This is a genomic window from Paraburkholderia tropica (assembly GCF_914484835.1).
In the GTDB taxonomy this organism is placed as follows: Bacteria; Pseudomonadota; Gammaproteobacteria; order Burkholderiales; family Burkholderiaceae; genus Paraburkholderia; species Paraburkholderia tropica_A.
On sequence record NZ_CAJZAR010000036.1, the window covers coordinates 133,487 to 151,969 of the forward strand.

Consider the following 18,483-nt stretch of genomic DNA (forward strand, 5'->3'; position numbering starts at 1 on the left):
GACAACCCATGCGTAACGTGTTCCGCGACGACCACGAATTATTCCGCGAGCAGGTCCGCCGTTTCGTCGAGCGCGAGATCGCGCCGTTTCATCAGCAGTGGGAGAAAGACGGCATCGTGCCGAAATCGGTGTGGCGGCGCGCGGGCGAGGAAGGCCTGCTCTGCTGCACGATTCCCGAGGAATACGGCGGTGGCGGCGGCGACTTCGGCCACGCGGCGATTCTGATCGAGGAACTCGCGCGCGTGAATGCGAGCGGCATCGGTTTCCCGCTGCATTCGGACATTGTCGCGCCGTATATCCACGCTTACGGCACCGAGGAGCAAAAGCGCGAGTGGCTGCCGAAGCTCGCGAGCGGCGAGCATATCGGCGCAATCGCGATGACCGAGCCAGGCACCGGCAGCGACCTGAAGTCCGTGCGCACGACCGCGCGCCGCGACGGCAACGACTACGTCATCAACGGTCAGAAGACCTTCATCACGAACGGTCAGAACGCGAGTCTCGTGATCGTGGTCTGCAAGACCGCGCCGGAACTCGGCGGCAAGGGCGTCTCGCTGATCGTGATCGAGGAAGGCACGCCGGGTTTCGAAAAAGGCCGCAAGCTCGAGAAGATCGGCCTGCGCGCGCAGGATACGTCGGAGCTTTTTTTCGAGGACGTGCGCGTGTCCGTCACGCAGCGGCTCGGCGAGGAAAACGCGGGCTTTTCGTATCTGATGCGCGAGCTTGCGCAGGAACGTCTGGTGATCGCCGTGCGCGCCGTCGCGTCGATCGAAGGCATGCTCGCGCGCACGATCGAGTACACGCGCGGGCGCAAGGTGTTCGGCCAGGCGATCTTCGATTTTCAGAACGCGCGCTTCAAGCTCGCGCACGCGCGCGCGAAAGCGGAGATGGTGCGCATCTACGTGGACGACTGCATCGCGCGGCATCTGCGCCGCGAGTTGTCGCCCGTCGACGCGGCCATGGCCAAGCTCAATGCCACCGAACTGCAGAACCAGTTGCTCGACGAATTCCTGCAACTGCACGGCGGCTACGGCTATATGTCGGAGTATGTGATCGGCGGCGCGTGGGTCGATGCGCGCGTGATGCGCATCTACGGCGGCACCGACGAGATCATGAAGGAAATCATCGCGCGCACGCTCTGATGCGCGCGCTCATCTCACGGGGAGACCGCGCATGATCCAGCCGCTGGAAGGCGTGCATGTCGTCGAGTTCGCGGGTCTCGGGCCCGCGCCGTTCTGCGGCATGCTGTTCGCGCAGATGGGCGCGCGCGTGACGCGCATCGGCCGCGCGGGCGAGGCGCTGCCCGACGGCCCGCTCGCGCGCGGCCGCGAGCACGTCGCGCTCGATCTCAAACGCGCCGACGACGTTTCGCGCGCGCTCGATCTAATCGCGCAGGCCGACGCGCTGATCGAAGGCTTTCGTCCGGGCGTGATGGAGCGGCTCGGCCTCGGTCCCGAGGCGTGCCGCGCGCGCCATCCGGCGCTCGTCTACGGACGCATGACGGGCTGGGGCCAGCACGGCCCGCTCGCGCATACGGCCGGTCACGACATCAACTACATCGCGATTTCGGGCGCGCTGCACGCGGTCGGCGAAACGGGCGGCGCGCCGGTCGTGCCGCTCAATCTCGTCGGCGACTTCGGCGGCGGCGGCATGGTGCTGGCGTTCGGCGTGATCGCCGCCATTCTGCGCGCGCGGGCAAGCGGCAAGGGCTGTGTGGTCGATGCGGCGATGACCGACGGCGCGGCCATGCTGATGAGCATGATGTACGGCTTTCACGCGGCGGGTCAGTGGCGCGACGCGCGCGGCGAGAATCTGCTCGACGGCGGCGCCCCGTTCTATCGGACCTATCGCTGCCGCGACGGCGGCTGGATCGCGGTGGGCTGCATCGAGCCGCCGTTCTATGCCGCGTTTCTGAAGGGGATCGGCGCGGAGGATCTGCTCGATCTGCCGCAGCGCGATCGAGCGCATTGGCCGGCGATCGCGGCGCGCATCGAGCGGATTATCGCCACGCGCGAGCGCGATGCGTGGGTCGATGCGTTCGCGGGCAGCGATGCGTGCGTCTCGCCGGTGCTCGGACTCGCGGAGGCGCCGCATCATCCGCATAACGCGGCGCGCGGCGCGTTCACGCACTCGGACGGCGCGTGGATGCCGGAATGCGCGCCGCGTTTTACGGCCTTTGATTAGCGGGACGACTCGTTGATCGGCCGGGCGAACCTCAGTTCGCCGGGGCGTAACGGTTGCGCGGCTCCGTCAACTGGATCTGCCCGCTTTCCACCAGTTGCGCGAGCGGCGCGGGGCGGCCGAGCAGGAAGCCCTGCATCTCGTCGCAGCCCTCGCCCGCCAGCAGATCGAACTGATCCTGCGTTTCGATGCCTTCCGCCAGCACGGGAATGCCGAGGCTCTTGCCGAGCGCGAGCACGGCGCGGATGATCGCGGTCGCCTGGCGGCTCGATTCGGCTTCGCTGATGAACGACTGGTCGAGCTTGATCTTGTCGAAGGGAAAACTGCGCAGCGTGTCGAGCGACGAATACCCGGTGCCGAAGTCGTCGAGCGCGAGACTCACGCCCAGCGCCTTGATGTGCTGAAGCACTTCGAACGAGCGCGCGCGGTCGGCGAAGATCGTCGATTCGGTCAGTTCGAGTTCGAGCCGCTCGGGCGGCAGGCCGGTGTCGGCCAGCACCTCGCGCACGAGCGCGGGCAGGTCGGCGTGCGCGAACTGCACGGGCGAGAGATTCACGGCCACCTTGTACGGCGGCAGCCACGTGACCGCGCGCGTGCACGCCTCGCGCAGCACCCACGCGCCGATGCTCAGGATCAGCCCGTTTTCCTCCGCAAGCGGAATGAACACGCCCGGCGAGACGAAACCGTGGCGCGGATGCTCCCAGCGCAGCAGCGCTTCGTAGCCGCAAATGCCGCCATTCACCGAAGTCTGCACCTGGTAATGCACGCTCAACTGGCCGCGCGCGATGGCGTCGCGCAGGTCGGCCGCGAGCGTGCGGCGCGCGCGCGCCGTCTCGTCCATCGTCGGCTCGTAGAAGCACACCGAGCGCGTGAGCGCCGCCTTCGCGCGGTACATCGCGAGGTCGGCGTTATTGATCAGCACGGCCTTGCTGCTGGCGTCGTCGGGATAGATCGCCACGCCGAGGCTCGCGCCCGAGACCACTTCCCAGTCGTCGTAGCGGATCGGGCGGAACAGCGCGTCTTCGAGACGACCGAGGAAATCGTCGAGCGCCTCGCGGTCGGCGAAACGCTGCAGCGCCACGAACTCGTCGCCGCCCACGCGCGCGACGAACTCGCCCTCGCGCACGAGGCTCGTGAAGCGGCGCGCGAGAATGCGCAGCACCTCGTCGCCCGCGTGATGGCCGCGCAGATCGTTGATGTCCTTGAAGCGGTTCAGATCGATGCCGACCAGCGCGAGCTTGCCGTCCTCGGCGGCGGCGCGCGCGATCTCCACGTCGAGCCGCTCGTTGAAGCTCGCGCGGTTCGGCAGGCCCGTGAGCATGTCGCTCATCGCCATGGTGCGCAGATGCTCGACCGATTCGGCGCGCACGGTGTCGTCGAGCAGATAGCTCACGAGCCCCGCGCCCGCGATGATGAACGCCATGCCCGCGACCGACAGCGCGAGCGCCTGCAACGCGGCCGGATTCGAGAACTCGCCCGCGATGCGCACCGGCGTGACCGTGAAGGCGCACATGCCCGTGAAGTGCAGCGTGGCGATGGCGAGCACGAGCAGCAGCGTGACGCTGGCCACCGAGCCCGTGTCTTTCGGGGCGGGGCTTCCTTGCACGGTCGCCTGCAGATTGGCCTGAAGGGTCGCGCCGCCTTGCGCCGCGTGCCTCGGCTGCTTTGCAGCGGCGTTCGTGCCGCGCGCCGCGCGGTCGAGCGCGAGCGCGCCGAACACGACCGAGAGCACGATCGACGCGATCAGATACGTGTGATTCCACGCGACGATGCCCTGCACGCGATAGGCCATCATGCCCGTGTAGTGCATCAGCGAAATCGAGAGCCCGACCAGTGCGCCGCCGATCGCGGGCGCCGCGCGCGTGAAGCCGCTGCCCGCCACGGCGAAGGCGGCGAAGCTGCCGCCGAGCGCGATCAGCAGGGAAACGATGGTGAGGACCGGGTCGAAGCTCACGGGCACGCCGGGCTCGAAGCCGAGCATCGCCACGAAATGCGTGCACCAGATGGCGACGGCGGCCGTGACGGCCGCGAGGAACTGCCAGCCCGCGCGCTGCAGGCCGCGCGTCGCGAACACGCGCCGCACCAGCCTCGCGGTGACCCACGACCCGCCGCAGCAAATCAGCACCGCCACGATCACGAGCCACGGATTGTGCTTGTAGACGATGCAGCCCAGCACATTCATCACAGGTCGGCCTCCTTTGAGCCTGAAATTTGCGCGTCATGCATAGCGCATGAGGCGGCAGGACAATAGCACGGCTTCAGGCCATGCGCGGCGGTCTCTCAGGGACCGGACGGCGACGCCGTCGCGTGCGGGCGCCGGGCCGTCAGAGCCGCGCCAGCGAACCAGGAGTGTCGGAGCGGGCGGATCGGACCTTCGAAAAACAAAGGAACGCGAAACGTCGCGCGCGTCCCGCGCGCAAGTCTACGGCACAATCGCGCGAAATCCTTATAAACCCCGTTTCTGATCAGCATTTGCAAACGTTTGCTGGCGTTTTGGTCGACGCGCGTGGTTGAGCCGCTTGTCAGGTCGCTCGCTTGATCGCTCGTTTCCGCAGCTTTTTTGCCGTCTTTGCGGAAATCACGCGCATCGGCAATGCCTGGCTCGCCAGGGCGCTCAGACCTGCGAGCCCGCGTCGGGGCCGATGCGCGCCGCCTCGATCCGCGCGCGCAGACGCGGCGTCGCGAAGTCGAGAAACGCGCGCAGCTTGAGCGGCAGCGGCGTCTGCCCGCCGTGCACGAGGCTCACCGGCCAGGGCGCGGGCTCGTGCGCTTCGAGCAGCAGGTCGAGCCGCCCCTCGCGCACCGCCTGCGCCACCTGATAAGACAGCACGCGCGTCACGCCCACGCCTTGCAGCGCGGCGTCGATGGCGGCTTCGGCGGTATTGACCGCGAGCCGCGACGTCACCGGCTGCGGCACGAGCGCGTTTTTCGCCGCATCCCTGGACGGCTCCTTTCCGTCCCGAAAGGCCCACGTGCGCCCTTCGACACCCTCGAACGTCACGCATTGATGCGCGGCCAGATCGCGCGGCTGGCGCGGCACGCCGTGCGCCGCCAGATAGGCCGGGCTCGCGCACACCACGCGGCGAATCGCGCCCACGCCCACGGCGACGAGCGCGCTGTCCGGCAGCGCGCCGATGCGCACGGCCGCGTCCACGCGCTCCTCCATCAGATTGACCACGCGGTCCGCCAGCGAGAGCCGCACGTCGATCTCGGGATACTGCGCGAGGAATTCGGTGACGACGGGCAGCACGTGCAGCCGCCCGAACACCACCGGCGCCGTCAGCGCGAGTTCGCCTTTGGGCTGCGCGTACTCGCCCGTCGCGGCGCGCTCGGCCTCGCCAACCTCTTCGAGAATGCGCCGGCACGCGGCCACGTAGGACGCGCCCGCCTCGGTCAGCGCAAGCTGGCGCGTCGTGCGCGTGAGCAGGCGCGTGCGCAGATGCGCTTCCAGTTCGTTGACCTTGCGGCTGACCGTGGCGAGCGGCATGCCGAGCCGGCGCGCCGCCGCCGAGAGGCTGCCCGCCTCGACCACGGCGACGAGCACGGACATGGCGTCGAGTCGATCCATCGGCATCTCGCATTTCGGGAGGATGAGCGCCGATGATGCCGGATTCTCCCTGTACGCGGAAGCGCCTCCTCTCTATATAGAGAGGCTGGAGAAATCACCAATAGCACGCTCGTTCTATTTTCTGTAGTCTAGGCACCTTCCCAACCGAGGGCCCGCCCGCCATGTCGCTGATCTTCTCCCGCCGTGACCTGAACTTCCTGCTCTACGAATGGCTCGACGTCGAGCGGCTCACGCGTATTGCGCGCTATGCGGATCACTCGCGCGAGACCTTCGACGCCGCGCTCGACACCTGCGAGAAGATCGCCACCGACCTGTTCGCGCCGCACAACAAGAAGAACGATCAGCACGAGCCGCATTTCGACGGCGAGACCGTCACGATCATCCCCGAAGTGAAGACCGCGCTGAAGGCGTTCTGCGAAGCGGGCCTGATGGCGGCGGGCCAGGATTACGAGTACGGCGGCATGCAGTTGCCGCTGGTCGTCGAAAAAGCGGGCTTCGCCTGGTTCAAGGCCGCCAACGTGGGGTCGAGCGCGTATCCGTTCCTCACCATCGGCAACGCGAATCTGCTGCTCGCGCACGGCAGCGAGAAGCAGATCGACACCTTCGTGAAGCCCGAACTCGAAGGCCGCTACTTCGGCACGATGTGTCTTTCGGAGCCGCAGGCCGGATCGTCGCTGTCCGACGTCGCCACGCGCGCCGACTTCGAGGGCGACTCGGCGCTCGGCGCGCAGTATCGGCTGCGCGGCAACAAGATGTGGATTTCGGGCGGCGAGCACGAACTCTCGGAGAACATCGTCCATCTCGTGCTCGCGAAGATTCCGGGCCCGGACGGCAAGCTGATTCCCGGCGTGAAGGGCATCTCGCTCTTTATCGTGCCGAAGTATCTGGTCAACGACGACGGCTCGCGCGGCGAGCATAACGACGTCGTGCTCGCGGGCCTCAATCACAAGATGGGCTATCGCGGCACCACGAACTGCCTGCTCAATTTCGGCGAAGGCACGAAGTACGCGCCGGGCGGCCGCGCGGGCGCGATCGGCTATCTCGTCGGCGAGCCGCACAAGGGCCTCGCCTATATGTTCCACATGATGAACGAGGCGCGCATCGGCGTGGGTCTGGGCGCGACGATGCTCGGCTACACCGGTTATCTGCATGCGCTCGATTACGCGCGCAATCGTCCGCAGGGACGCGGCATCGGCGCGGCGGGCAAGGACCCGGCGTCGCCGCAGGTGAAGCTCGTCGAGCACGCCGATGTGCGCCGCATGCTGCTCGCGCAAAAGAGCTACGTGGAAGGCGCGCTCGCGCTGAATCTGTGGTGCGCGAAGCTCGTCGACGAAGCGGGCGGCGCCCCCGACGACGCCACGCGCGCGCCGCTCACACTGCTGCTCGATCTGCTCACGCCGATCGCGAAAAGCTGGCCGTCGCAATGGTGTCTCGCCGCCAACGATCTCGCGATCCAGGTGCACGGCGGCTACGGTTATACGCGCGAGTACAACGTCGAGCAGTTCTATCGCGACAACCGGCTCAATCCGATTCACGAAGGCACGCACGGCATTCAGGGCCTCGATCTGCTGGGCCGCAAGGTGGTCATCAAGGACGGCGCGGCGCTCAAGCTGTTCGCGCAGCGCGTGCAGGCCACGATCGACCGCGCGCATTCGGGCGGCGACGCGCAGGACGCGACGCACGCGCGCGCGCTCGACGCGGCGATGAAGCGCCTCTTCACGGTCACGCAGCAATTGTGGGCCGCGGGCGATGCCAATGTGACGCTCGCGAACGCCTCGGTGTATCTCGAAGCGTTCGGGCATGTGGTGGTGGCGTGGGTGTGGCTCGAACAGGCGCTCGCGGCGCGCGCGGCGTTGAAGCACGCAAACGCGCAGGCACACGGCGACGATGCCGACTTCTATCGCGGCAAGCTCGCGGCGGCGCAGTACTTCTTCGCGTGGGAACTGCCGAAGACGGGCGCGCAATTCGATCTGCTCGCGTCGCTCGACCGGACGACGCTGGATATGCGGGACGCGTGGTTCTGAGGCGCGCGTTGGGTCGGCGGGTTCACGGCGCGGGATCGTGGCAGCAGACGCAGAGTTTGTTGCCGTCGGGGTCGCGGAAGTACGCGCCGTAGTAGTTCGGGTGGTAACGCGGGCGCAGGCCGGGCGCGCCCTCGTCACTGCCGCCGTGCGTGAGCGCCAGCGCGTGCACCGCGTCGACCGCCGCGCGCGTGGGCGCGAGCAGCGCCACCATCTGACCGTTGCCGCTTTCGGCGGGCGCACCATCGAACGGCGCGCCGACGATAAAGAGCGGACGCGCCACGCCCGGCGTCATCCAGCCCGCCCAGGGATGCTCGCGTTCGCAGAACTTGAGTGTCTGGCCGAGCGCCTGCATGATCGGCGCGTAGAAGTCGAAGGCGCGGTCGAAGTCGTTCACGCCAATATAGAGGTGGGAAAGCATCGTGCGGGCGGCTCCTTGTCGGGGGCATTTGGTGCGAACGGTGCGTGTTGTCACGCGCATCGCCCCGAGTCTGACACGCAGCGGATCGACACACCAGGCCCGCAAAAAAATGCCGTTCACGAAGCTCGACGCTTCCGACGCGAGGGCTAAAAGTCGTTCCGGCCCAAATTCGCGGCGTCGAATAAACCGCTACGGCCAGCGCCCTTTTCTTCCGACAATTCGCACGGCACGCATTCGTTCGCAAACGAAACGAACTGTGTCGGTTCGTAACCGCCGCGAATTCGCACGCCACCATCAGCGCCTTGCGTCACTTAATCGAACACACCGACGCGTGATTCATGCCACCACGCCACGACTTACATTTGCTTTCGATTCTTTACCGATTCGCTGACGCACGAAATCTACGATGCGAAACGCCCTGCGCTCCAGACGGAATCCACGCAGAATCCACGCAAAAAAGCGCTGTATTTCGGGCAAGACGATAAGGAAAACCGCGAGATGGCCCCACAACAATGAACAGTTTCGACACCGTCATTCTGGGTTGGCTCACCCAGATCCATCTCACGCCGCTGATGAACCACGCGATCCGCACGATCGCGGGACTCTATACATTCAAGGGTTTTCTGCTGATTCCCTTGCTGCTGTGGATCTGGTTCGAGCCGGGCGAGCGCCGCGAATGGCGGCGCGAGATGGCGATTGCCACGCTCGCGAGCGGATTGATCGCGCTCGCGGCCGGACGATTGCTCGCGCGCTTTTTACCGTTTCGCGAACGGCCGATTTTCAATCCCGAACTCCATTTGCATTTCGCTTCGTCGTCGTTGCGCGAAGCGGCATTGAGCGACTGGAGTTCGTTTCCGAGCGATCACGCGATGCTGTGGATCGCGATTGCAATGGGGATATTTCTGGTGTGGCGCGGAATCGGCGCGCTCGCGCTGCTTTATGCCGCGCTGTTTATTTGTTTGCCGCGCGCCTATCTCGGCTTTCATTATCCGACCGATCTGCTGGCGGGCGCGGCGATCGGCGTCGCGATCACCTATGCGATGACGCGCGACGCCGTGAGAAAGCACACTGCCGCGCCCGTGCTCGCGTGGACGATGCGCTTTCCCGGTCCCGCCGCGATGTGCGCGTTTCTCGTCTGCTTCGAACTCGTCACGCAATTCGACGATCTGCTGCGGCTCGCGCATTCGGTCGCGAAGGCGGTGTGATAACCGCCGCGTGATTAAAGCGCGACCGAAGCACAATCGAAGCACAATCGAAGCGCGAGCGCGCAGAAACTCACGCCACCTTGAACACGCCCACGGCTTCGCGCAGCGCATCGGTCTGCTCGGTCAGCGACATCGCCGCGGCCGCCGCTTCCTCGACGAGCGCCGCGTTCTGCTGCGAGACCTGATCCATCTGCGAGACGGCCAGATTGACCTGCTCGATGCCGTCGCGCTGCTCCTCGGACGCGTGCGCGATCTCGGTCATGATGGTCGTCACGCGGCCGATCGATTCGCCGATCTCGGTCATCGTCATGCCCGCCGAACGCACGTACTGCGCGCCCGTCGCGACGTGCTCCACCGACTCGCCGATCAGCGTCTTGATGTCCTTCGCCGCCGCCGCCGAGCGCTGCGCGAGCGAACGCACCTCGCCCGCGACCACCGCGAAACCGCGACCTTCCTCGCCCGCGCGCGCGGCTTCCACCGCCGCGTTGAGCGCGAGAATATTGGTCTGGAACGCGATGCCTTCGATGATGCCCGTGATCTCCGCGATCTTCTGCGAGCTGCGGTCGATGCGGTCCATCGTCTGCACCGCGTCGCCGACCACCAGCGCGCCGCGCTCGACCACTTCCTGCGCGCTGCCCGCGAGCGACTGCGCCGTGCGCGCGTGCTCGGTGTTCTGCTTCACCGTCGCGGTCAGTTGCTCCATGCTGGCCGCGGTCTGCTGGATCGACGCGGCCTGTTCCTCGGTGCGCTGCGAGAGATCGTCGTTGCCCGCCGCGATCTGGCGCGTCGCCGACGCAATCGACGCCGAGCTATGCGAGACCTTGCGCACCGTGCGCGCGAGTTCGTCCTGCATGGTCTGCAAGCCCGCGACGAGGCGGCCCATTTCGTCCCGCGTGCGAACGTCCAGACGCGCGGTCAGGTCGCCCGCCGCGATGCGCTGCAAGGCGCCCAGCAGGTTCGCGAGCGGCACGGCAATCGCGCGATGCAGGCCAATCGCGCACATCAGCGCCACGCCCAGACCGAGCGCGATCAGCGCGATGCTGCCCGCGCGCAGCGCGGCGTAGAAGTCCTGCGCGCCGTCGAAGGTCTGCTGGCCGTGTGACTTCTGCCATTGTTCGAGCGTCGACGACGCCTTCGTGAGCGCGACCGAGAGCGGCGGAATGCGCTTCATCGCGATCTCGTCCTGCGCGGCGCGGTCGCCCTGCTTGACCGACGCCATCAGCGGATGAATGCCCTGATCGAACATCGCGCCGAGCGCCGTCTGCACCTGCTCGGCGAGCGCCTGCTCGTCGGCGTCGTGCGGCAGCGCGCGATAGTCCTCCCAGGCCTTGTGCGAGGTGTCGAGATAGGTCTGCGCCTTGTCGAGCAATTGCGGCACGTCCGGCGAATCGGGATGCAGCAGAATGCGGTCGAGCGTGGTGCGCGCGATGGTCAGATTGAGATTGGACTTGCCGATGTCGATCGCGGCGGCAAGCTGATTGGAATAGGCATAGCCGAGTGCCGCGTTCGAATGCGACATGCCGATCAGGCCGGCGACGCCGGCCGCCACGATCAGCGCAGCCAGCACGCCGACCGCGATGCGCAGGCGAACCGAAATAGAGAGTCGGGCAAACACTGCGAGAGCTCCAGACGCCTTTGTGGGGCGACGTTTATCGAATAACAGGGATGGGGTAACGGCGCGTGCGCCGCGCCTTCCTGGTTAACGGCCTGCTGGCGGCGAACTGAAGCTCGGTGGAAAGGGGACAGTAAGCGGAGAAAGAGGTGACTGAGCGCGTTATTTGTCCGACGAAACAACACACCCAAAACGCGCGCGGCGCGCGGGATTTTTCCCCGCGCGCCGCGCCAGTCACCGAACAGCGATGAAACGGCCGTGACTTCGTTACGAGCCGAAGAACGGCACGCAGTAGTCCGGCGGACCGACGCAATCGCCGGGACCGTTCGGCTGCGGATGCAGGCTGGCGCAGCCCGACATGGCGGCGGCGGCCGCGACGCACAGCGCCGCGCGCACAACATAAGTGACAATGCGTGATTTCATGGGATCGAAACTCGAATTAGTGGCCGCGCTTGCGAATTGCCGTCACGACGCGCGGCCTGGTTTGCCGTGACGCTGCATGAAGTGCGCTCGATCAACGCGCGCTCGATAGCGCGTGTCGGTCGTCCGGCTCAGTGATGCGCGTAGAGCGTGCTATTGAGCGTTTTCAGTTCGCCGTCCTGCTGCGCCTGCACGAGTTCGTGACGCACCTGCGCCCGCGTGATGTGCGCCGTGCCGTCGTTATTCCAGGCGGCGTTCGTGCTTGCCGCCTGCGTCTGCTGAACCGGCGCGTTCGCCGCGGCCGGCGCGCTCGCGTCCTGGGCATGCGCAAACGTCGACAACGCCATCGACACAGACAACGACAACATCAGCGCGGCACCCGCGCGACTCCAGCTCTTTTTCATCTCGCACTCCTCTGCGGCATCTCGCCGTCGACATGGATCTGTTCCGCGCGCGTCATGCGCCGGTTCCCGATGCATTGCTCTGCTGCAACGCGATTCATGCGGCAAGGATAGAGGCGCGAACCTGCGCGAATATCCGCAGGAAAATGAAGAAATGTTTAGACACGAAGCCGTATTTCGATAACACCTGGATGAAACTGCGCTAGCACTGCGCTTGCGTCCGGCTTTCAGGCGAAGGCGCGCCGCGCGCGTGCCTGGCGATATTCAAAAATGCGATCGAAACATCAACGAAACGTGAACACGTCGCGCTCGCACATCGTCTCGATTCGCCTCGATCCGTCTCGATCTGTGCGTATGCACCGATCGCCGCCGCGCAAACGAGGCTTGAAAAGCAGCATGATTTGCGCGCGAACGCCCCGCAAACAGCCGCAAAAAAACAACACCTGCATGAGTGAATGCCTTGCAACGCCGTGAACACGGCCTCTGCGCGCGGATGCGTTTTCTGAAACTCAGTCTTTCCGTTTTTCAAATTCGTCAAACGGACACGTTACGCATAATCGCCCCTGAATTCGGCGGGATTGCCTGCCCGGCCGTCATTCAAATACATGAAGCACACGCTCTCACACGCAACCTTTTAATGAAGATCCATCAATGAAAAAAACCGCTCTCGCCCTCGCCGCCACGCTGGCTTCGATCGCCGGCGTCGCGCACGCGCAAAGCAGCGTCACGCTCTACGGTGCGCTCGACACGTCCGTCGCCTTCTTCGGCAATCAGAAGGGCACCCATGGATCGGGCAACACCTTCCAGATGATGTCCGGCAACGTGTCGCCGAACCTCTGGGGCTTGAAGGGCACGGAAGATCTGGGTAGCGGCCTCTCCGCGATCTTCAAGATCGAGAGCGGTTTCAATATCGATAACGGCAAGTCGGGCCAGGGCGGCCGTCTGTTCGGCCGGACCGCGATGGTCGGCCTGAATTCGACGCAAGGCGGCACGGTCTCGCTGGGTCGTCAGTACGATCCGCTGATCGACCTGCTGCAGCCGATGACCGACGACGTCACGTTCGGCTCCGCGTTCGCCACGCCGGGCGACATGGACAACTACGACAACAGCTACCGCACGAGCAACTCGATCAAGTACACGAGCCCGAACTTCGCGGGCCTGCAGGTCAGCGCGATGTACGCATTCGGCGGCCAGGCGGGCAGCATGGGCGCGGGCCAGACGTGGGCCATCGCGGCCGCGTACAACCACGGTCCGTTCGGTTTCGGCGCGGGCTACTTCAAGGCCAACAGCGACAGCGGCACGGCCGCGACCTTCGACGGCCTGAACCCGAACACCGACGTCAACGTCGACTCGCCGGCGATCACGGGCGGCTTCGTGTCGGCCAACTCGCTGCAGATCATCCGCGCGGTGGGCGACTACAGCTACGGCCCGATGACCTTCGGCCTCGCGTACAGCAATGTCGACTACGCGAACTACCAGAGCGCAGCCGGTTCGAACAGCGACACCAAGTTCAACACGGGCCAGTTCTTCGTGAACTACCAGGTCACGCCGATGGCGGTGGTCGGCTTCGGCTACAACTACACGAAGGGCAGCGGCAACGGCGTGACGGCGAGCTACAACCAGTTCAGCCTCGGCGGCGACTACTTCCTCTCGAAGCGCACCGACATCTACGCGCTCGCGGGCTACCAGCAGGCGTCGGGCCGCACGATCGACGCGGACACGGGCGCGCTCGTCGGCGCGACCGCCTCGTTCGGCGACTTCGGCAACGACGCATCGACCAACAAGCAGGCCATGGCGATGGTCGGCATCCGCCACCACTTCTGATCTCGGCTTGCCGCACGCGCCGTCTCGCTGCCCCGCTGCATCAGGCGAGGCGGCGTGGCGCTGCCTTCACGCGCAGTGCGTCACGCGACGCCCTGCGCGTTTTTTCATTCGCAAGCCGCCGACTCGGCACGCGCCTCAACCTCGGTTATAATGCGCGGGTCTTAGGGGAGTAGTCTGCTTTGCGCGCGATGCGCGAAGCGCCGCCGTCAACATAATTGGCACCCAATGCCATGGCGCCGGCAGCCGTTCTTCGGCCTGACGAGACCTATGACGTCTTCCTCCGTACCCGGGCTGGGCGGGAGGATTGCGTCATTGGTCCCAGAAACGTCCGGCCCGTGGAATGTCAAAACAATAATGCCCCCGCATCCCCGCACAATTCACCGTACGAATCGCAGCACGCGCCGCCGCATGTCCGCATCGGAGCGCACGTCATGATCTGGACGTTCGCCCTGCTCATTGCCGCGGCCGGCATCATCTATCTGTCCTGCGAGACCTTCGTCAACGGTGTCGAATGGCTCGGCCAGAAACTCAACATCACGCAGACCGCCACCGGCACGATCCTCGCTGCGTTCGGCACGGCGCTGCCCGAGAGCGTGGTCACGCTCGTCGCGGTGGCGTTCGGCACCGACGCGGCGCATAAGGAAATCGGCGTCGGCGCCGCCATCGGCGGCCCGCTCGCGCTGAGCACGATCGCCTACGCGGTGGTCGGCTTCGCGCTGCTCGCCACGGCCAAACGCGTGGGCCGCGCGCGCGCCGCCGCCGTCGACGCCGACACCGGCCGCCTGCGCCGCGACCAGCTCTGGTTCCTCGCGATCTTCGTCGTGAAGATCGGCCTCGGCCTCGTGGTGTTCCAGTTCAAGCCGCTGCTCGGCATCGCGTTTCTCGCGGCCTACGCGTTCTATTGCTGGAAGGAGCTGAGCGACGAAGGCGGCGGCGACGAGGACAGCATCGAACTCGAACCGCTCAAGCTGCGCCCGCGCGACGCGAATCCGTCGATGTTCTGGATCGGCGTGCAGGTGATCGGCGCGCTCGCGGTGATCTTCTTCGCCTCGCATCTGTTCGTGCAGCAGATCAGCGCCGTGGGTCCGTGGCTCGGCTTGAGCCCGCAATTGACGGCGCTGCTGTTCAGCCCGATCGCGACCGAACTGCCGGAAATCATGAACGCGATCATCTGGGTGCGTCAGGGCAAGGAACGGCTCGCGCTCGCCAACATCAGCGGCGCGATGATGATCCAGGCGACCATCCCCACGGCGTTCGGTTTGTTCTTCACGCCGTGGCATCTCGGCTCGCCGTCGATTCTCGCGGCCACCATGACGATGATCGCGATCCTGTTCCTGCAATGGTCGTTCCGCGCGCCGCAGGTCAAGAGCCGCCAGCTCACGTACGTGGGCGCGCTCTATGCGGTGTTCGCGGCGCTGCTGTTCGTGATTCCGCTGTAAAAAACGCGCTCTAAAGCACGTTGTAAATGGCGCGCGGCAAATAGCCTGCCGATGCGTGCGCCCGCCGCGCTCAGATCGTCTCCTGATCGCGCGGGCGCGCCGCCGCATAGGTCCAGCAATCGAGCGTCACGCGCAGCCCCGGCCGCGCGTGCGAGAGCACGAGGCCGAAGCCGTGCATGCGCATCACGGCCTGCACGAGCGAGAGGCCCAGGCCCGAGCCCGGCGCCTCGCGCGTGCGCTCGCTGCGATAGAAGCGCTGGAATACCGCCGTGCGTTCGGCGTCGGGAATGCCGGGGCCGTCGTCGCTCACGTGCACGCTCGGGCCTTGCGCGCCCATCGCGAGACGCAATTCCACGCGGCCGCCCGGCGGCGTGAACTTGATGGCGTTGTCGAGCAGATTGGCGAGCGCCTCGAACATCAGCGCGTAGTCGGCGCGCACCGCGGGCACCCGCGCCAGTTGCAGCGCAAGATCGACGCCCTTGTCGGCCGCGAGCGGCTGATAGAGATCCGCGACTTCGCGGCACAAGGTGTCGAGCGCGACGTCGCCGAATCCCGCGCGCCGCCGCATTGCTTCGATCTCCGAAATACGCAGCATCGCCGAGAAACGCTTGAGCACGTCGGTCACGCCGTGCGAGGCCTGTTCGATCAGATCCGCGTGCTCGCCGTCGAGCCGTTCGAGCGGCACGCGCGCGAGACGCGTGCGCACGTGCACGAGCGGCGTGCGCAGATCGTGCGCGATGCCGTCGCATGCGCCCTTCACTTCATGCATGAGCCGCGAGACTTCGTCGAGCATGTGATTGACGATCTGCGAGAGCCAGCTGATTTCGTCGCGGCCGCCTGCGGGCAGGCGCGCGTCGAGATCGCCGCCGGCAATCTGCTGGGCGACGCTGCGCACCGCCTTCACGCGCCGCAATTGCGCCGCCGACACCAGCACGCCCACGCCGAGCCCGCCGAGCATGACCACGGCCGCGCTGCCCGCGAGACCGCCGAGCATGGTCTCGCGCAGCCGCGCCATCTCGCCCACGTCGCGCGACACCACCAGCAGATTGCCGTCGGGCAGACGCGTCGCGCGCGTGCGCAGATATTGCGGCCGTCCCGCCGTGGGACCGATCAGCGTGAGCGGGCCCCAGACGCCCACGCCGTTCGAGGCGAGCCGCGACGGAAACGCGCCGATATCGCCCGCGAGCCAGCGCCGGTCGGGCGAGAACAGGCCGTAGAAGTTCACGGGACGCTGCAACTGGCTGCGGATGTGCGCCTCCAGCTGCGCCACGACCTGCTGCGACGGTATCGCCGAGAAGTAGGCGAACTGCCAGTTGATGTTGTAGTCGGCCTCGCGCGCGGTATAGCTGGCCGACTGCCAGTAATTCAGATAGACGAGCGCGGACATCGACGCCGAGAACACCAGCGCATAGATCGAGAGCAGCCGAAATGTCGTGCTGCGCCAGAGACTCATTTTCATCGTATTTCCCCGCGTGGCTGTCCAGTATCGCAAACCGCACTCACCGAAACATGAAAAAATATTTAATTTTGGATAATGGCCGTAAATGCCCCGATTTCCGGCGATCGACACAATAAATAAAGTTTAATTCTCAGGCAATGAAGCCGTCGTGACCGGCGCGCAAAATACCGAATCACGAGCCCGGCAATGGGAATTTCGGCGCGGATTCCAGACGGTATTCGCACGCGTATTTTCCTGCATCGCGGCTCGTATTTCGTGTCCGGTATTCCGGGCCGTCTTTCTTTTCGATCCACAGGAAACCCGCCATGAAACGATCGCTTCTGCTTTGCCTGCTCTCGCTCGCCACCGCCCTGCCCGCCGTCTCCGCGCTGGCCGCCACGAACCCCGCCGGACGCCACGGCGTCGAGCCCATTCAGGTCAAGGCGCAGCTTTATCGCGCCTGGCTTTCGGGCACGACCGCCGCCGACGAAAAGGATTCATATCCGAATGCGCCTTCTGACCGCGCGGCCGTATCGGCATCGCGCTGCGGTTATGTGCTCGGTCATCCCTCCGCTTCCGAATTCCCGGCGATCACACGATCGGTATGCGCCCAATAACGGGGCATTATTGAACGTCTTCGATTATTGGCGTGCTAATTTGTCGCACGTCTCGTTTACCGTCATTCGATATATCCGATAAGATATCTCGATTTTCGGCAAGACAGACTTGTCGCCTCAAATAAGCATCGTGGCGCTCGCGCGCCATATCGCCCGCTGCAATGCCGATATCGAAGACGCGTCAATTCTTTCAATTCGCTTTTAGTCCGCTTTATCAATCCGCCCGAATCGGATCGCGATGGGTTTATCGCGTATTGAGCGGATTCGCGTCGGGATTCGGCGCGCGCCCCGCGCTCGCGTTGAGCGTCGCGGCCCTGTGCGTGCCGCTGGCTGCGTTGATCGGTCTGTGCGCGGGACGCTTCCCGCTCGCGCCCGCGCAAGTGGCGCTGACCGTGCTCGCCGCGCTGCATCTGCATGCGTCGCCCGCGCACGCCGCGCTCTTGCACGCGATCGTGCTGGACGCGCGTTTGCCGCGTCTCGCGGCGGCGGCGCTGATCGGCGCGTCGCTCTGCGTTTCGGGCGCGACCTGCCAGGCCGTGTTCCGCAATCCGCTCGTGTCGCCGGGCATGCTCGGCGTGCTCAGCGGCGCGGCCTTCGGCGCGGCGCTCGCGATCGTGCTGGGCGGCGCCGTCGTGCATCGGCTCTGGATCGAAGCGGGCGCGTTCGCGGGCGGCGTGGCCGCGATGGCCGTGGGCGTGACGGCGGCCGCGATGCTCGGCGGCGCGGACGGTGAAGGCGCGCTCTCACGCGGCGGCATCCTCGCGCTGCTGCTCGGCGGCCTCGTCAGCAATGCGCTGTTCTCCGCGCTGGTCTCGCTGCTCAAATACGTCGCGGACCCGCTCAACCAGTTGCCCGCCATCGTCTACTGGCTGCTCGGCTCGCTCGCGCAAACCGGCTGGGCCGATCTCGCATGGGCCGCCGCGCCGCTCGCGCTCGGCACGCTGCTGCTGTGCCTCGCCGCGCCGCTGATCGACGGCCTCACGCTCAGCGACGACGAAGCCCGCAGCCTCGGCGTGCCCGTGCACGCGATCCGCTTCGCGGTGATGGCGCTGGCCACCTTGATCGCCGCGCTGACCGTCGCGCTCGCGGGCATGATCGGCTGGATCGGCCTGCTCGTGCCGAACCTCGTGCGCCCGCTCGTCGGCGCTTCGAATCGTGTGGTCTTGCCGATGAGCGCGCTGGTCGGCGCGATCGCGCTGATGCTCGCCGACACCTGCGCGCGCAGCGTCGCGAGCGCGGAAATACCGCTCGGCGTGATCACCGAAATGGGCGGCGCGCTCGCCTTCGTGTTCGTGCTGCGCGCGCTGCGCCGCCGTGCGCGCTGATCGCGAGGCCCCGC

Annotated in this window: 15 protein-coding genes and 1 riboswitch; of the genes, 8 read left to right on the forward strand and 7 right to left on the reverse strand. The window is 66.0% G+C overall.

Features of this window, described 5'->3' with window-relative positions:
* The first annotated feature begins 8 nt into the window (after positions 1 to 8).
* Both LDO54_RS07770 and LDO54_RS07775 read left to right on the forward strand, forming a co-directional pair.
* The gene (locus LDO54_RS07770) at positions 9 to 1,139 is read left to right on the forward strand and encodes an acyl-CoA dehydrogenase family protein (protein ID WP_224008866.1); all 1,131 of its coding nucleotides are present in this window, start codon (positions 9 to 11) and stop codon (positions 1,137 to 1,139) included.
* A 31-nt stretch (positions 1,140 to 1,170) separates the two neighbouring features.
* Complete coding sequence (locus LDO54_RS07775) at positions 1,171 to 2,181, forward strand: CaiB/BaiF CoA transferase family protein (protein ID WP_224008868.1); 1,011 nt, start codon at positions 1,171 to 1,173, stop codon at positions 2,179 to 2,181.
* A 31-nt stretch (positions 2,182 to 2,212) separates the two neighbouring features.
* On the opposite strand, the gene LDO54_RS07780 is transcribed toward LDO54_RS07775, so the two are convergent.
* Together LDO54_RS07780 and LDO54_RS07785 are read right to left on the reverse strand one after the other, a co-directional pair.
* Complete coding sequence (locus LDO54_RS07780; RefSeq protein ID WP_224009065.1) at positions 2,213 to 4,360, reverse strand: putative bifunctional diguanylate cyclase/phosphodiesterase; 2,148 nt, start codon at positions 4,358 to 4,360, stop codon at positions 2,213 to 2,215.
* A 432-nt stretch (positions 4,361 to 4,792) separates the two neighbouring features.
* Positions 4,793 to 5,746, reverse strand: coding sequence for a LysR family transcriptional regulator (locus LDO54_RS07785; RefSeq protein WP_224008870.1), 954 nt, complete (start codon positions 5,744 to 5,746; stop codon positions 4,793 to 4,795).
* 161 nt (positions 5,747 to 5,907) lie between these two features.
* On the opposite strand from LDO54_RS07785, the gene LDO54_RS07790 reads away from it, so the two are divergent.
* Positions 5,908 to 7,770: an acyl-CoA dehydrogenase gene (locus tag LDO54_RS07790; RefSeq protein WP_224008872.1), complete on the forward strand. Its 1,863-nt coding sequence runs from the start codon at positions 5,908 to 5,910 to the stop codon at positions 7,768 to 7,770.
* A 22-nt stretch (positions 7,771 to 7,792) separates the two neighbouring features.
* Here the strand turns inward: LDO54_RS07790 and LDO54_RS07795 are convergent, their stop codons facing one another.
* Positions 7,793 to 8,188, reverse strand: a complete 396-nt coding sequence (locus LDO54_RS07795) for a VOC family protein (RefSeq protein ID WP_224008873.1) — start codon at positions 8,186 to 8,188, stop codon at positions 7,793 to 7,795.
* 512 nt (positions 8,189 to 8,700) lie between these two features.
* Between LDO54_RS07795 and LDO54_RS07800 the strand changes: the two genes are divergently transcribed.
* Complete coding sequence (locus LDO54_RS07800; RefSeq protein WP_224008875.1) at positions 8,701 to 9,393, forward strand: phosphatase PAP2 family protein; 693 nt, start codon at positions 8,701 to 8,703, stop codon at positions 9,391 to 9,393.
* A 70-nt stretch (positions 9,394 to 9,463) separates the two neighbouring features.
* On the opposite strand, the gene LDO54_RS07805 is transcribed toward LDO54_RS07800, so the two are convergent.
* From LDO54_RS07805 to LDO54_RS07815, 3 genes are all read right to left on the reverse strand, one after another.
* Positions 9,464 to 11,008 carry a methyl-accepting chemotaxis protein gene (locus LDO54_RS07805; RefSeq protein WP_224008877.1) on the reverse strand — a complete coding sequence of 515 codons (1,545 nt, stop codon included), beginning with the start codon at positions 11,006 to 11,008 and terminating at the stop codon, positions 9,464 to 9,466.
* A gap of 264 nt (positions 11,009 to 11,272) precedes the next feature.
* Positions 11,273 to 11,428 (reverse strand): hypothetical protein, encoded by a 156-nt coding sequence (locus LDO54_RS07810; RefSeq protein ID WP_167371438.1) that lies wholly within the window; start codon positions 11,426 to 11,428, stop codon positions 11,273 to 11,275.
* A 128-nt stretch (positions 11,429 to 11,556) separates the two neighbouring features.
* Entirely contained in the window at positions 11,557 to 11,829 is a 273-nt protein-coding gene (locus tag LDO54_RS07815) for a hypothetical protein (protein ID WP_224008878.1), read from the reverse strand.
* Positions 11,830 to 12,477: 648 nt separating this feature from the next.
* Here LDO54_RS07815 and LDO54_RS07820 point away from each other — a divergent pair.
* Entirely contained in the window at positions 12,478 to 13,650 is a 1,173-nt protein-coding gene (locus LDO54_RS07820) for a porin (RefSeq protein ID WP_224008880.1), read from the forward strand.
* 152 nt (positions 13,651 to 13,802) lie between these two features.
* Positions 13,803 to 13,984: riboswitch (yybP-ykoY riboswitch) on the forward strand.
* 97 nt (positions 13,985 to 14,081) lie between these two features.
* Positions 14,082 to 15,089, forward strand: a complete 1,008-nt coding sequence (locus LDO54_RS07825) for a sodium:calcium antiporter (protein WP_224008882.1) — start codon at positions 14,082 to 14,084, stop codon at positions 15,087 to 15,089.
* Between the two features lie 70 nt (positions 15,090 to 15,159).
* Here the strand turns inward: LDO54_RS07825 and LDO54_RS07830 are convergent, their stop codons facing one another.
* Positions 15,160 to 16,548 carry a sensor histidine kinase gene (locus tag LDO54_RS07830; protein WP_224008884.1) on the reverse strand — a complete coding sequence of 463 codons (1,389 nt, stop codon included), beginning with the start codon at positions 16,546 to 16,548 and terminating at the stop codon, positions 15,160 to 15,162.
* Positions 16,549 to 16,853: 305 nt separating this feature from the next.
* Here LDO54_RS07830 and LDO54_RS07835 point away from each other — a divergent pair, with 305 nt between their 5' ends.
* Positions 16,854 to 17,144: a hypothetical protein gene (locus tag LDO54_RS07835; RefSeq protein ID WP_224008886.1), complete on the forward strand. Its 291-nt coding sequence runs from the start codon at positions 16,854 to 16,856 to the stop codon at positions 17,142 to 17,144.
* A gap of 254 nt (positions 17,145 to 17,398) precedes the next feature.
* A complete protein-coding gene (locus LDO54_RS07840) occupies positions 17,399 to 18,469 on the forward strand; it encodes a FecCD family ABC transporter permease (protein ID WP_224008888.1) in 1,071 nt (356 codons plus the stop codon).
* Positions 18,470 to 18,483: the final 14 nt, after the last annotated feature.